Raw genomic sequence first — 13,891 nt, forward strand, 5'->3', positions numbered from 1 at the left:
TCTGGGCCGTGTCTCAGTCCCAGTGTGGCCGATCACCCTCTCAGGTCGGCTATGCATCGTCGCCTTGGTGAGCCGTTACCCCACCAACTAGCTAATGCACCGCAGGCCCATCTGCAAGTGACAGCTTGCGCCGCCTTTCCCAGTCTCCCCATGCGAGGAAATTGCGTATCCGGTATTAGCATTCGTTTCCGAATGTTATCCCGGTCTTGCAGGCAGGTTGCCTACGTGTTACTCACCCGTCCGCCGCTAAGCTATCCCCGAAGGAATAACTCCGCTCGACTTGCATGTATTAGGCACGCCGCCAGCGTTCGTCCTGAGCCAGGATCAAACTCTCCATAAAAGTGATCGGCCGAAGCCAATCAGTTTCAGGATGGCTTGTTAGCTCATCGCTGACTTACTTGTTAAAACCTTTTGACAGGTCGCTCATTGTTCAGTTTTCAAGGAACAAATGTTTCTTGCTCGATCGCCCATGTCCCAGCGGCGACTTGATTAATATATCACATCTTATTAATCATTTGCAAGCACTTTTTTTAATTTCTTTCCGCAAACCAAGTTTGCTCTTGTGACGCGAAGATTAATTTAACACATCCGCTTCGCCGAGGTCAAGCCTGCTCCACAGATTTATTTCCCCACCGGTGCGGCCTCTAGAACAACGTCACTTGAAGCCCGAGCACGAGCGCGATGCCCGGCAGTCCCAGCAGCACGACGGTACCAATCGTCGCGGGGTTGAGCGGCACTTCGAACCCCGTCACGACGCCTGAATAATTAAGCAGGTATAAGACCAGCGCGGCCGCAACCAAATGAAGCGCGAACCTTCTTAACCACCTAAAGGACAGTCTGTTGCGCACCACGACGACCAGCAGCAGCATGGCGGAGGCGATCAGCGTAATCATCCATACCGACTTCATTGGGCGACACCGCCTTTCAACGCGGCCCATGGAGCGGACGTCCGTTTCGCCTTGCGGAGCAGCATGCCGTACCGCTTCTCCGCGGAAGCGACCGCAAAGATCGCATAATCGATCTGATCGCTGTCCAACGCATAGTCAAAAAAACGTTGCGCGTTCTCCCACTCCCGCCTCGCCGCGTGGATCTCCTCCAGCAGCTCCATATGCTCTTGACGTTCGCTCTTCTGCACCAGCTCTTTCGACGGTCTCCTCCGCGTCAACCATTTCCACATGTCCCGCTCATCCTCCCGTCCGTCCGCTCCTTGTCCAATCGAAGCGGCGTATAGTTGAATGTATGAGCGGCGTGCGGAATTAGAACAAGCTTCCGTCATCGGCAAGTCCCTTGAACGCAGCAAGCCCCGCAGGAGAAGTAGCTCCCGCGGGGCCAGCGTATTGTACGCCATTTCAATTGTGTCAGCCTAATTCTCTTCGGCCTTCCAGCGCCTTGGACAACGTCACCTCGTCGGCGTATTCCAAATCGCCGCCCACCGGCAGCCCATGGGCGATACGCGTGACTTTAATGCCGAACGGCTTGACGAGGCGCGATAGATACATCGCCGTCGCTTCGCCCTCGATATTCGGATTGGTGGCCAAAATCAGCTCTTGGACGGTTTCGTCACTCAACCTGCGCAGCAGCTCGGCAATTCGGATTTCGTCGGGACCGATGCCCTCCATCGGGGAAATCGCCCCCTGCAGGACATGGTACTGGCCTTCGTACTCCTTGGTCCGCTCCATCGCCACCAAATCCTTGGATTCCTGGACCACGCAGATGACGGACGGATCCCGGCTCTTGTCCTGGCAAATCCGGCACGGATCGCTATCGGTAATGTTGCAGCAGACCGAGCAATAATGCAAATTGCGCTTGACGCTCACGAGCGCCTTCGCGAAATCGATGACATCGTCTTCCTTCATCTTGAGCGTATGAAAAGCGAGCCTAGCCGCCGTCTTCGGACCGATGCCGGGCAAACGGCTGAAGGCATCTATCAGTTTGGCTATCGGTTCGGGATAATACAAGGCGCAGCTCCTCTACTTTAGTTGCGGATTTTAGAACAATCCGGGGATTTTCATGCCGCCGGTGAATTTGCCCATGTCTTTGTTCGCCAACTCGTCGGCTTTGTTCAGCGCGTCGTTGACGGCCGTCAGCACCAGATCCTGCAGCATTTCGATATCGTCCGGGTCGACCGCCTCCGGCTTGATGGAGATGCTTTGAAGGGTCTTGTGGCCCGTCACGGTGACGGTAACGACGCCGCCGCCCGCGGTGCCTTCGATCAATTTCGTGCCGAGCTCTTCTTGAGCCTTGAGCATCTGTTCCTGCATCTTCTTCACTTGCTTCATCATTTGGTTCATGTTGTTCATCGATTGACCACTCCTTAATTAAGTTAAGTATTTAAAGTGCATTGTCGATGCTTCATGGCGCTTGCCAATCAGTTATCTTCGACAACCACGAGATCCTCGCCGAACAGCTTCACGGCTTCCTCGACCCATTCCGGTTCCGGCGGCGGACCACCGCGCTCGTCCTCCTGCAGCATCGTCAGCTCTTCCGCGGGCGAAACTCCCTTCTCCGCCGCGGTCTGCCATTCCTTCAGCATCACGGTCGCGAGCCGGACGGGGCGGTTGTACACTTCGTTCAGCACGCGCTCGATCACCTCGCGATTCGCGGGTTTCTCCGTGGTCTCCCGGTGAATGGAGTTCTTGAACGCGACCAAGATGGTATTGTCCGCCGCGGCAACCGGCTCCCCGTTCACGAACCACGCATGCGTGGAGATGTTGTGGCTCTTCACGCGCTGCAAAATATCGGCCCACTTCATCCGAACCTGTCCCGATGCCGGGCTGTCCGCCGCCGCGAGGAACGGATCCAGCTTGACGCGGGCGATCGAGCCGCCAATGCCGCCCGAACCGGCGCGACTGAAGCTGTTGCCGCTCCGATTGCCGCCGCCGCGGGGCGCGCCTTGTTCCGGCGACGGGTTCCCGGGCCGGGTGCCGGACTGAAGCAGCTGCTCGATCTTGCGTTCGAGCGTATCGATCCGCTGCTGCAGCCTTTGGACTTCGCTGTCGGACGCCGCCGCTTCAAGCGTAGTGGAAACGGCCGCGCGTGCAACTGCCGAACCTTGGTCGTCCGCCTCCCGAAGCGTGCAAATCTTCATCAGCGCGACTTCGAATATCGTTTGCGGCAGCGCGGCCTGGCGAATCTCCAGCTGATTCTGGTTCAGGACGTCAATCATGCGAAACAGCAGCTCCGCGCTGAACGCCCCGGCCATCTCGGCGTATTTGTCCTGATCGACGATGCGTTCCGTGGCTGCTTTGCCCTTCGGCGCCAGCTTCAGCACGAGCAGGTCCCGGAAGTAATAAACCAGGTTTTCCAGGCATTTATCCGCGCTCTTACCGGCTTGCATCAGCCCTTCCACGAGCGGCAGAATCGCGCCCGCGTTCCGGTCCCGGATCGCCTCCGCCAGCTGCTCGAACTGCTCGGCGGCCAATCCCCCGGTCACGTCCACGGCGTCGTTCAGCGTGATGCGCTCGCCGCCGTAAGCCGATACTTGCTCCAGCAGGCTGATGGCGTCGCGCATGCCGCCGTCCGAGAGGCGCGCGATGTAAGCCAGCGCGTCCTCGTCCGCCGAGATGCCCTCTTCCTCGCAGATCTGCCGCAGCCGCTCCGTCTGCTCCGGCAGCGAAACCTGCCGGAAGTCGAAGCGCTGGCAGCGCGAGATGATCGTCGCGGGCAGCTTATGCGGCTCCGTCGTGGCCAAAATAAAGATCACATGCGCCGGCGGCTCTTCCAGCGTCTTCAACAGCGCGTTAAACGCTTCCGACGTCAGCATGTGGACCTCGTCGATAATATATACTTTAAACCGCACTTCAGACGGCGCATACCGTACTTTGTCTCGAATATCACGGATCTCATCGATCCCGCGGTTGGACGCGGCGTCGATCTCCACGACGTCCATCACGGTGCCTGCCGTTATGCCGCGGCACGCATCGCATTCGTTGCACGGTTCCGTCGCCGGCCCGCGCTCGCAGTTGATCGCTTTGGCCATGACCTTCGCCGTCGTCGTCTTGCCCGTTCCGCGCGGACCGTTGAATAAGTATGCATGCGATACGCGATTCTCGCGAATCGCGTTCTGAAGCGTTTGTATGATATGCTGCTGGCCGACCATATCCCGGAACGTCTGCGGACGCCAGGCACGGTATAAAGCGATATGTGACATCGGAGTCGTTCCTTTCGGCTTGCTGTGACCTGCCGAACCGGCTGGCGCCGGCCGTCTCTCTATTATACACGATGCCGTCACCCAACAAAACCGTCGCGCGCACAGATGTGCCGCAGCCGATTAGGCCCGGTTCTACTCTTTCGCCAAGGACACGCGTTCTCCTGCCGGATAAAATGAAAAAACACCCGGCCTGGCTTCTTCAAGCCATTCGGATGTTATCGTCGTTATCATCAAGGACCGTGCACCTAACCTCGATTAAAGCCGCATGGACGGTATTCCCGTTCCCAGCTCTGGCCAAGCACCCCTCCGGCACATGAACTAACCTGCTTATGGCTGCTTCCTTCCGGACCTGACCCGTTCACAAGCGTCCATTGCGGAGGACCCGGCCGTCAACACTGTTCCCGGGCACCAGCCCCACACGGCAAAAACCTACGTTAGGAATTCAACCCCGCTACAGCGGATTGCGAGTTACAGGGCACCGCTACCTCCCCGTCTAGCACGGCAGAGATAAGTATAGCTCGTTCAAACCAAAAGTGCAACTGTCGAATCGATGGAAGACATTCCAGCTCAGCGCGCCATCCTGACGTGGACGTTGTAACGGGGCATGTTCATGCGCAGCACGGAGATCGCTTTCGCCTTGACCTGCTTGCTGTCGTATCCCTTCTGCGGCGTGACCGTAACGTACATGTCGGGCGCCTGAAAGATGATCGTGGCTTTGGCTACGCCCGGAATTTGCTTCAGCTTGCTCTGCGCGAAATCGCCATCCGAGTCCTGGTTCGAAAACTCGCCGTTGCGGTTCGGCAAGTGCGGATTGCTGTTCGACAGACCCATGTAGCCGTCATGTCCGTACGATTTGGCGTTAAAATTGTTCGTCGCGTCCTTTTGCCCGCCGCAGCCGGCAAGCGAAATGGCCGCCGTTAGCGCCAGAATGCCCAGCAGAAGCCGTTTGCTCGACATAAAAAAACCTCCCTTTCACCAATTAGGATGGCTGAGGGAGGTCCTTGTATTCTGCTAATTTCCGCCAAACGCGGACGTATAAGCTTAAATACCGTATTTCTTCTTGAACTTGTCGACGCGACCGCCGGCATCCAGGAACTTTTGCTTACCCGTGAAGAATGGGTGGCAGTTGGAGCAAATCTCTACGCGCAGGTTCTGTTTGATCGAACCGGACTCGAAAGTATTGCCGCAAGCGCAAGTTACCGTCGTGACGTGGTAGTTCGGATGAATTCCTTGTTTCATCTCGTTCACCTCTTTCTGCCCTGGATCAACAGACGGACCCAGAGTTCTATAAAAGACAAAACCGATTATAACACGGCTCCGGCAAGGACGCAATGCCTATTCAAGGGCTCGTCCGTCCCCCGAAAGCCAGCCCCGTCAGGCGCGATTCATCGGCACGGGCGGCACGTGGGTGTACGAGCCGATCACGACGTCCGGCAGCTCCTCGGCGAAGATGCCCAGCATCTGCTTCATGCCGTACACCTCGCCTTGCGCCTTCGGAATAAGCGCCAGGTAGCTCTCGGGATCGATGTTCAGGTTGCGCATCTGGATCAGCTTCAAGCCCGTGCGCTTCGCGAAGCCGATCATCGCCTCGATCTCCTCCTCCCGGTCGGTGACGCCCGGGAAGATCAGGTAGTTGATCGACGTGTACACGCCCTTGTCGGACGCGTAACGGAGCGACTTCTCTACGTTAGCCAGCGTGTAGCCGCGCGGCTTGTAGTACGCGTTATAATGGTCGTCGAGCGCGCTGATGGTGCTCACGCGCATCAGGTCGAGGCCCGCGTCCACGATGCCGCGGATGTGGTCCGTCAAGCCCGCGTTGGTGTTGATGTTGATGTACCCCAGCGACGTGCGGCTGCGCACTTCGCGCAACGCGTCGATGATGATCCGGGCCTGCGTGGACGGCTCGCCTTCGCAGCCCTGGCCGAAGCTGATGATGGCATCCGGCGCGTTCAGATGCTCCATCATGACGTCGACGAGCTCCTGAACCGTTGGCTTGAAATTCATGCGCGTCTGCGGCGCCGGGAAGCCGCTGTCGTCCGGCTGTTCGGAAATGCAGCCGAAGCAGCCCGCGTTGCAGGAAAACGAGACCGGCACGGCCCCTTCCCACCGCTGCAGAAACGTATTGGATGCGGTCAGGCATTCGTACCCGAGCGCGCAGTTCGATAAATGCTGATACAGCCGGTTCTCCGGATACTTGAGCAGCAGCCGGTCCACGCCGGCTTTAAGCTCGTCCGGATCGCAGTTGTTCGGGTTCCAGCGCTCCGGATCGTCGCTCTTCTGCGCGGCGACGTAGAAGCCGCCGTCTTTCCAGACGACCGCCGAGTAGCCGAACAGCGGGAGCTTCTGTTCCTTGTCCGTCTTCATGTAGCCGGGGATGTTCAGCCGGGTGTAGCCCTGCGGCAGCAGCGCGCCGACGGCCTGATAGTCGCCGGGCAGCGGCCGCATCTCGCCCGAAGCGGCGTGAATGCCGATCGGTCGCGTGAAGGGCAGGCCGACCAGCGTCGCGCCTTCCGGCAGCGGGATCAGCTCGTCCTCCATCAGCTCCACGATCATGTCGCCGCTGCGGCCGAGGCCGATCCAATCGGGATGATCGAACAGGTTGCCCTGCTCGTCTGCATATACGAGATTCATGATGTACCTCCTGAAAGCCAAACGGCTTTGCTAAGCGAGAAACGCGAAACGCGAAATTAGGTGACCGTCGTCGAGCGCACGCCAGGTCTTCTGGAGGCGCCGCTGCTTGCCGAGCCGCTGCCCGAAGCGCTTCCGCCGCCGGAGCTTGCGGTCCTGCCGCGGGAAGGCGGCGTCACGCCCGACGTATCCAGAGACGCGAGGAACTCCACGTTGTTCTTCGTATCCGCCAGCTTCTTCAGGAAGCTGTCGACGAATTCCATCGAGTCGTTCATGGTCTTGCGGATCGCCCATACTTTATCCAGTTCTTCCTTGGTCAGCAGCATCTCTTCGCGGCGCGTGCCCGAACGGCGGATGTCGAGCGCCGGAAAGATGCGGCGGTCGGCCAGCTTCCGGTCGAGGTGCAGCTCCATGTTGCCGGTACCTTTAAATTCTTCATAAATGATGTCGTCCATACGGGAGCCGGTCTCCACGAGCGCCGTCGCCAAAATCGTCAGGCTTCCGCCTTCTTCCACGTTGCGGGCGGAGCCGAAAAACCGCTTCGGCCGATGGAACGCCGCCGGATCGATACCGCCGCTCAGCGTGCGGCCCGACGCCGGCACGACGAGGTTGTACGCCCGCGCGAGCCGCGTGATGCTGTCGAGCAGGATCACGACGTCCTTCTTGTGCTCCACGAGCCGCAGCGCGCGCTCTAGCACCAGCTCCGCCACTTTGACGTGGTGCTCGGGCAGCTCGTCGAACGTCGATGCGACCACCTCGCCTTTGACCGAACGCGACATGTCCGTGACTTCCTCCGGCCGCTCGTCGATCAGCAGCACGATCAGCTCGATCTCGGGATTGTTCGTCGAGATGCTGTTGGCGATCTCCTTGATGAGCTGCGTCTTGCCCGCTTTCGGCGGCGCGACGATCAAGCCCCGTTGTCCTAGACCGACAGGGGCGAGCAAATCCATGATGCGCGTAGAAAGTTTGGGCTGAGCGGTTTCGAGCACGAGTTTCTTCTCGGGATAGAGAGGAGTCAGGGCTGGGAAGTGTAGACGTTCGGCAGCGTGTTCGGGGCTTTCTCCATTAACGGCATTAACCTGCAGGAGTCCAAAATAACGTTCGTTTTCCTTGGGCGCCCGGCATTTGCCAGATACCAAGTCACCCGAACGCAGATCGAACTTGCGGATCTGCGAGGCGGAGATGTAAATGTCCTCGGGGCTTGGCAGGTAGTTGATCGGCCGCAGGAAGCCGAAGCCTTCCGGTAAAATTTCGAGTACGCCCTGCATAAACATGAGACCGCTTTGCTCCGCTTGGGCGCGGAGGATCGCGAAGATTAATTCGCGCTTCTTCAACTGGCCGTAGCCTTGGATTTGATGCTGTTTAGCCAGCTTGTACAGTTCCGTGAGCTTCATCGCTTCTAGATCGGCGATCTGAAGTTCGGACATAATATCACCACTTCTTATCAAGGTTCGATTGCCAAGCTTCTTCCATCATTGCCGGAATCAGCCCTCTCTATTCGGACCGACTCCGAAATTGATAGAAAACTAGAGAACTACTCGCGCCACACGTCCGCGCCGAGCATGCGCAGGTTCTCGACCAGGTTGTCGTATCCGCGGTCGATGTATTCCACGCCGGTGATTTCCGTCACGCCATCGTCCACCGTCAGGGCGGCCACGACGAGCGCGGCACCCGCGCGCAGATCGGCAGCGCGGACTTTGGCGGCGTTCAGCTTGCTGCCTTCGATGATGGCCGAACGGCCTTCCACCCGGATGTTCGCGCCCATGCGCGACAACTCCGGCACATGCTTGAAGCGGCTGCTATACACGTAGTCGCTTAAAATGCTGACGCCCTTCGTTTGCGTCAGGAGGCTGGTCATGGGAGATTGCAGGTCCGTGGCGAATCCGGGGTAAACGAGGGCCTTCACGTCGATGGCTTCGTAAGCGGGCTGGCCGACGATGCGAATGGATTCGTCCATCTCGTAGACATGGACGCCCATCTCTTGGAGCTTGGCCGTAATCGCTTCGAGATGCTTCGGAATGACGTTGTCGATCAAGATATCGCCGCGCGTCGCCGCGGCGGCAATCATGTATGTTCCTGCCTGAATCCGGTCGGGAATGATGGAGTGGCGGCATCCGTGCATCCGCTCGACGCCTTCGATGCGGATGGTTTCGGTGCCGGCGCCTTTGATTTTCGCGCCCATGGCGTTAAGAAGCGTAGCTACATCTATGATTTCAGGCTCTTTCGCCGCGTTTTCGATAATCGTGGAGCCTTTGGCCCTGGAGGCCGCCAGCATGATGTTGATCGTCGCCCCTACACTGACGACGTCGAGATAAATTTTCGCGCCGCGAAGCTCGCTCGCGACGATGCGGATGGACCCGTGGTCGTTGGTGACCGTGGCGCCCAGCGCCTCAAAGCCTTTAATATGCTGATCGATGGGACGCGGTTCGAAATTGCAGCCGCCCGGCAAGCCGATCGTCGCTTCCCCGAAGCGCCCGAGCATGGCCCCCATCAAATAATAGGATGCGCGAAGCAGCTTGACTTTGCCGTTTGGCATCGGCTTCGACGTCATGACCGACGGGTCAATCACGATCGAATCGCCGCTCCATTCGACTCTGCCTCCAAGCTCTTCGAGAATCTCGCTGTAGACCGCCACATCGCTCAAATGGGGCAGGTTGTCCAGCGTAACCGTCGTTTCCGCCAGAATCGAGGCGGGCAAAAGCGCGACGGCGCTATTCTTCGCACCGCTGATCTGCACGGTGCCGCGCAGCGGACGTCCGCCGCGAATCATCAATTTTTCCATCGGAATTCGTTATCCTCCCATCCGGTGAGAGCAAAGGACCGAAAAAGCCGGAGCAAGGCACGGCGAACCGCCGGCATCGGTCGCCCGAGGCGGTTCTCCTCCGCACCCTTGCTTCGTAGCACCGGGCCTTTAATGCCAGAAAGCAAGCGCTCCATCTTTCAACGCGAATCTTGAAGGACGGGGCGCCTGCTTATCTTGCGGATACGGCTGTTCGATTCCTTTGACTATTTCGGAAGTTACGCTTGGTTGCTGCTGCCGAACAAACGGATTTTCTCTTGAACGACGGCTTGCATCGCGTTGCGCGCAGGCGTCAGGTATTTACGCGGATCGTATACGGAACCGTTCGCGGCAAGCACTTCGCGGATCGCGTTCGTGCAAGCGACTTGGTTTTCCGTGTTCACGTTGATTTTGCCTACGCCGGCCGCGATGGACAGGCGAATCGCTTCGTCCGGCACGCCGGAACCGCCGTGCAGCACGACCGGAACCGGAATCGCGTCGGCAACCTTTTGAATGATATCGTAATGGATCTTCGGTTCGCCCTTGTACATGCCGTGCGCCGTGCCTACCGCGATGGCCAGGCAGTCTACGCCCGTCTCTTCGTAGAAACGGATCGCTTCTTCCGGTTTCGCCAGGGAAGCATGCTCCTCGTCAACGCTCAGGTCGTCTTCGACGCCGCCGATCGTGCCGAGCTCGCCCTCGACGGATACGCCCATCGCGTGCGCCGCTTTCACGACTTGCTTCGTCAACTCGATGTTCTCTTCGAGGCCGTAGTGGGAGCCGTCGAACATAACGGACGAGAAGCCCGCGCGGATGCATTTCATCGCGACTTCGAAGCTGCTGCCGTGGTCGAGGTGAAGCGCGATCGGCAAGCCGGATTTCTTAGCGGCCGCCTCGGCGATCGCTACCGTGTATTCGATGCCCATGTATTTCAGGGCGCCTTCGGATACGCCGAAAATGAACGGCGATTTCTCTGCGATTGCGGCGTCGGTGATCGCTTGCGCGAACTCCAGGTTGTTCATGTTGAATTGACCGACCGCGAACTTGCCTGCTTTGGCTTTCGGCAGGAATTCATTCATTGACACGAGTGGCATGATTCTCTACTCCTCCTAAAGTGGTATGGGTCGAACGAACGGCTCCATACATTGTCTTTACTATGCGACGCTTCGCCCGCCACCTCTGCCCGATGCAGACGACTGGGTGGGAAGACGTGCGCAGACGGATCTTGCATCACGCTTCGGTTATCGCACCCGGTCATTATACCACATACGCCCTGCGTTTGGTACAAGTCCCGGTAATCGCTCCCCGCAGGGCCCGAAGACAAAAAAGGCGGGATCCTGTTCAGGATCCCACCGCGTACCAGCCGCCGGAATCGCCTCCGCGAAGCTGGAGGTTGACCGCCATTCTCATCTCGTCGATATCGAACGGTTTCGTGAAGTGCATCAGGGCGCCGTGATCGGTCGCTTCCTTGATCATGTCGAGCTCGCCGTACGCCGTCATCATGATGACCTTGATGTCCTTGTTGATCGCCTTGACATGCTTCAAAATCTCGAGTCCGTCCATGCCCGGAATCTTCATGTCCAGCAGGACCAGGTCCGGCGATTCGCCGCGCACGATCTCCAGCGCGACCTTGCCGTTGGGCGCCTGGAACGTCGTGTAACCTTCGCTGCTGAACACTTCCATCAATAGAATTCGAATGCCGTTCTGATCGTCGACGATCAAGACTTTCTTGTTTTCCAACTCGAAACCCTCCCAGGTATGCATGACATGCGCGTGCCGTCCGTCATTAGAATTCCACTTAAAGGGATGATTTCGCGTCCGGACGCCCATTTCCTGCTACGGCTGGAAAAAAACTTTACCCTACCCCGTCCGCGTTACTTCTCGGCCAGCTCGAGCGCGGCCTTCACGAAGCCCCGGAACAGCGGCTGCGGCCGGTTCGGACGCGACGTGAATTCCGGATGGAACTGCACCGCCAGGAACCACGGATGCTCCGGCAGCTCCACCATCTCGACGAGGCGGCCGTCCGGCGACGTGCCGGTAATCTTGAGGCCCGCGGATTCGATCGTCTCGCGGTATTCGTTATTAAATTCGTACCGGTGGCGATGACGCTCGTACACGAGCTCGTCGTTGTATTCGCGCTCGGCCAGGGAACCCGGCTGCAGCTTGCACGGGTAGAGCCCGAGGCGCATCGTGCCGCCCATATCCTCGATATCCTTCTGCTCCGGCAGCAGGTCGATGACCGGGTACGGCGTGAGCGGGTTGATCTCCGAGCTGTTCGCGTCCTTCAGGCCGCTTACGTGGCGTGCGTATTCGATGACCGCTACCTGCATGCCGAGGCAGATGCCGAAGAACGGCACGTTGTTCTCGCGCGCGTGCTTGATCGCCACGATCTTGCCCTCGATGCCGCGGTCGCCGAAGCCGCCCGGCACCAGAATGCCGTGGACGCCCTGCAGCCTGTCCGCCACGTTCTGCTCCGACAGCTCCTCGGCGTTCACCCAGCGCACCTTCACGTCCGCGTCGGCGTCGAAGCCGGCGTGGCTGAGCGATTCGACGATGCTGAGGTACGCGTCGTGCAGCGCGACGTACTTGCCCACGATGGCGATCTCGGTCGTACGGCTCAGCTGCTTCACGCGGCGGACGAGGTCTTCCCATGCCGTCATATCCGGCGGCGGGGTCGTCAGCTTCAGGTGGTTGACGACGATCTCGTCGAGGCCTTCGTCGCGCAGATTAAGCGGCACTTCGTAGAGCGTGGACGCGTCGCGGCATTCCACGACCGCGTTCTCGTCGATGTCGCAGAAGAGGGCGATCTTGCGCTTCATGTCTTCGGCGAGCGGGTATTCCGTCCGGCAGACGATGACGTTCGGCTGGATGCCGATGCTCCGCAGCTCCTTCACGCTGTGCTGCGTCGGCTTCGTCTTCACTTCGCCGGCCGCTTTAATATATGGAATCAAGGTGACGTGGATGTACATGACGTTCTCGCGGCCGATGTCGCTCTTAATCTGGCGGATCGCCTCGAGGAACGGCAGGCTCTCGATGTCGCCGACCGTGCCGCCGATCTCGGTGATGACGACGTCCGAGCCGGTTTCCTTGCCCGCGCGGAACACGCGTTCCTTGATCTCGTTCGTAATATGGGGGATGACTTGCACCGTGCCGCCGAGGTATTCCCCGCGGCGTTCCTTCGTGATGACGGAAGAGTAGATTTTGCCCGTCGTGACGTTGCTGTTCTTGGACAGGTTGATGTCGATGAAGCGCTCGTAGTGGCCCAAGTCCAAATCCGTCTCCGCGCCGTCGTCCGTGACGAAAACTTCGCCGTGCTGGTAGGGGCTCATCGTGCCCGGGTCGACGTTAATGTACGGATCGAACTTCTGAATGGTCACTTTCAGCCCGCGGTTCTTAAGCAGACGCCCGAGCGAAGCCGCCGTGATGCCCTTGCCGAGCGATGACACCACACCGCCTGTTACGAAAATATACTTAGTCACTGATGATACCCTCCACGCCTGTATGGTATTGATTTAGGTTCTCCCAATTCCCGCAGAAAAATGGTCCATAAAAAAGAAAAAAGTGACACCCGCATTGCTACGGGGCACTTTCTAATTTTGGCTTATATCCTATGTCCGAACTTGAAGCCCAAACAATAGTTTACCCGTTGCGCTATCGCCTTGTCAAGGCAAAACGGCCGCCGCTTCTATACGGGCAATCGGTGCTTACTTGTCGTCTTCTTCGCCGTCGAAGTCATCCTCTTCGGCTTCCTCGGCGTCTTCTTCTTCGACTTCGGCTTCTTCGCCCAAATCTTCCTCTTCGATCTCTTCGTCGTCGATCACGACCTCTTCGTCCACTTCCGCTTCTTCCTCGGCGTCGTCGAAAATCTCTTGATCTTCGTCGTAGGAATCGAAATCGTCATCTTCGGCCGTGTACGTATCCTCTTCCTCGTCCGTGTAGATGTCGTCGTCGTCCTCTTCGTCGTTGATGATGCGGGAACGCTTCGCGTTGCCGACCGGATCTTCGTTCCGCTCGACCGGGTACCAGCGCTTTAGGCCCCACATGTTGCTGCCGACGCACGCGAACCGCCCGTCGATGTTGATTTCCGTATATACTTGCGCAATCACTTGGTTGATTTGTTCTTGGGACAGGCCCCGGATCTTCGCGATCTCGTTCATGATGTCGCGATAGTAAAACGGCGTGTTCGCCGCCTTAAGCAATTCGAATGCCAGGTCGACCATGGGCATTTCCCTGATGCGTTCCGGATCGATTTTCAAGACGATCTCGCTGCTCATTTCGGACACTTCCTCTCATGTCAAATCGCCCGCACGTGGCAGGCAATCCATATCAACCTA

14 protein-coding genes, 1 rRNA gene and 1 other RNA gene are annotated in these 13,891 nt (G+C 58.5%); all 16 read right to left on the minus strand.

The window, feature by feature from the left end; all coding sequences use genetic code 11:
• A 16S ribosomal RNA gene (locus ACFPB1_RS21975) occupies positions 1-340 on the minus strand; the annotation flags it as partial.
• Positions 341-644: 304 nt separating this feature from the next.
• Complete coding sequence (locus ACFPB1_RS21980) at positions 645-908, minus strand: pro-sigmaK processing inhibitor BofA family protein (protein ID WP_379228259.1); 264 nt, start codon at positions 906-908, stop codon at positions 645-647.
• The gene (locus ACFPB1_RS21985) at positions 905-1,177 is read right to left on the minus strand and encodes a YaaL family protein (protein WP_379228261.1); all 273 of its coding nucleotides are present in this window, start codon (positions 1,175-1,177) and stop codon (positions 905-907) included. Before ACFPB1_RS21985 ends, ACFPB1_RS21980 begins: the two co-directional genes overlap by 4 nt.
• A gap of 181 nt (positions 1,178-1,358) precedes the next feature.
• Entirely contained in the window at positions 1,359-1,958 is a 600-nt protein-coding gene (gene recR / locus ACFPB1_RS21990; protein ID WP_379228263.1) for a recombination mediator RecR, read from the minus strand.
• A 30-nt stretch (positions 1,959-1,988) separates the two neighbouring features.
• Complete coding sequence (locus ACFPB1_RS21995; protein ID WP_379228264.1) at positions 1,989-2,300, minus strand: YbaB/EbfC family nucleoid-associated protein; 312 nt, start codon at positions 2,298-2,300, stop codon at positions 1,989-1,991.
• Positions 2,301-2,368: 68 nt separating this feature from the next.
• Positions 2,369-4,150 carry a DNA polymerase III subunit gamma/tau gene (gene dnaX, locus ACFPB1_RS22000; RefSeq protein WP_379228267.1) on the minus strand — a complete coding sequence of 594 codons (1,782 nt, stop codon included), beginning with the start codon at positions 4,148-4,150 and terminating at the stop codon, positions 2,369-2,371.
• Positions 4,151-4,387: 237 nt separating this feature from the next.
• An RNA gene (gene ffs / locus ACFPB1_RS22005) (signal recognition particle sRNA large type) lies at positions 4,388-4,652 on the minus strand.
• 65 nt (positions 4,653-4,717) lie between these two features.
• Positions 4,718-5,107, minus strand: coding sequence for a hypothetical protein (locus tag ACFPB1_RS22010; protein ID WP_379228268.1), 390 nt, complete (start codon positions 5,105-5,107; stop codon positions 4,718-4,720).
• An 84-nt stretch (positions 5,108-5,191) separates the two neighbouring features.
• Positions 5,192-5,389, minus strand: coding sequence for a 50S ribosomal protein L31 (rpmE, locus tag ACFPB1_RS22015; RefSeq protein ID WP_090647069.1), 198 nt, complete (start codon positions 5,387-5,389; stop codon positions 5,192-5,194).
• A 135-nt stretch (positions 5,390-5,524) separates the two neighbouring features.
• Entirely contained in the window at positions 5,525-6,781 is a 1,257-nt protein-coding gene (locus tag ACFPB1_RS22020) for a radical SAM protein (RefSeq protein ID WP_379228269.1), read from the minus strand.
• 56 nt (positions 6,782-6,837) lie between these two features.
• Positions 6,838-8,205, minus strand: a complete 1,368-nt coding sequence (gene rho, locus ACFPB1_RS22025) for a transcription termination factor Rho (protein WP_379228270.1) — start codon at positions 8,203-8,205, stop codon at positions 6,838-6,840.
• Between the two features lie 107 nt (positions 8,206-8,312).
• The gene (locus ACFPB1_RS22030) at positions 8,313-9,560 is read right to left on the minus strand and encodes a UDP-N-acetylglucosamine 1-carboxyvinyltransferase (RefSeq protein ID WP_379228271.1); all 1,248 of its coding nucleotides are present in this window, start codon (positions 9,558-9,560) and stop codon (positions 8,313-8,315) included.
• 236 nt (positions 9,561-9,796) lie between these two features.
• Positions 9,797-10,651: a class II fructose-1,6-bisphosphate aldolase gene (fba, locus tag ACFPB1_RS22035; RefSeq protein ID WP_379228272.1), complete on the minus strand. Its 855-nt coding sequence runs from the start codon at positions 10,649-10,651 to the stop codon at positions 9,797-9,799.
• Positions 10,652-10,898: 247 nt separating this feature from the next.
• Positions 10,899-11,297 carry a response regulator gene (locus ACFPB1_RS22040; protein WP_090647082.1) on the minus strand — a complete coding sequence of 133 codons (399 nt, stop codon included), beginning with the start codon at positions 11,295-11,297 and terminating at the stop codon, positions 10,899-10,901.
• 134 nt (positions 11,298-11,431) lie between these two features.
• Positions 11,432-13,036, minus strand: a complete 1,605-nt coding sequence (locus tag ACFPB1_RS22045; RefSeq protein WP_379228273.1) for a CTP synthase — start codon at positions 13,034-13,036, stop codon at positions 11,432-11,434.
• Positions 13,037-13,261: 225 nt separating this feature from the next.
• Positions 13,262-13,831, minus strand: a complete 570-nt coding sequence (gene rpoE / locus ACFPB1_RS22050; RefSeq protein WP_379228274.1) for a DNA-directed RNA polymerase subunit delta — start codon at positions 13,829-13,831, stop codon at positions 13,262-13,264.
• Between the last annotated feature and the right edge of the window lie 60 nt (positions 13,832-13,891).

The sequence above is a fragment of the Paenibacillus sp. GCM10023250 genome (assembly GCF_042653205.1).
Lineage (GTDB): Bacteria > Bacillota > Bacilli > Paenibacillales > Paenibacillaceae > Paenibacillus_Z.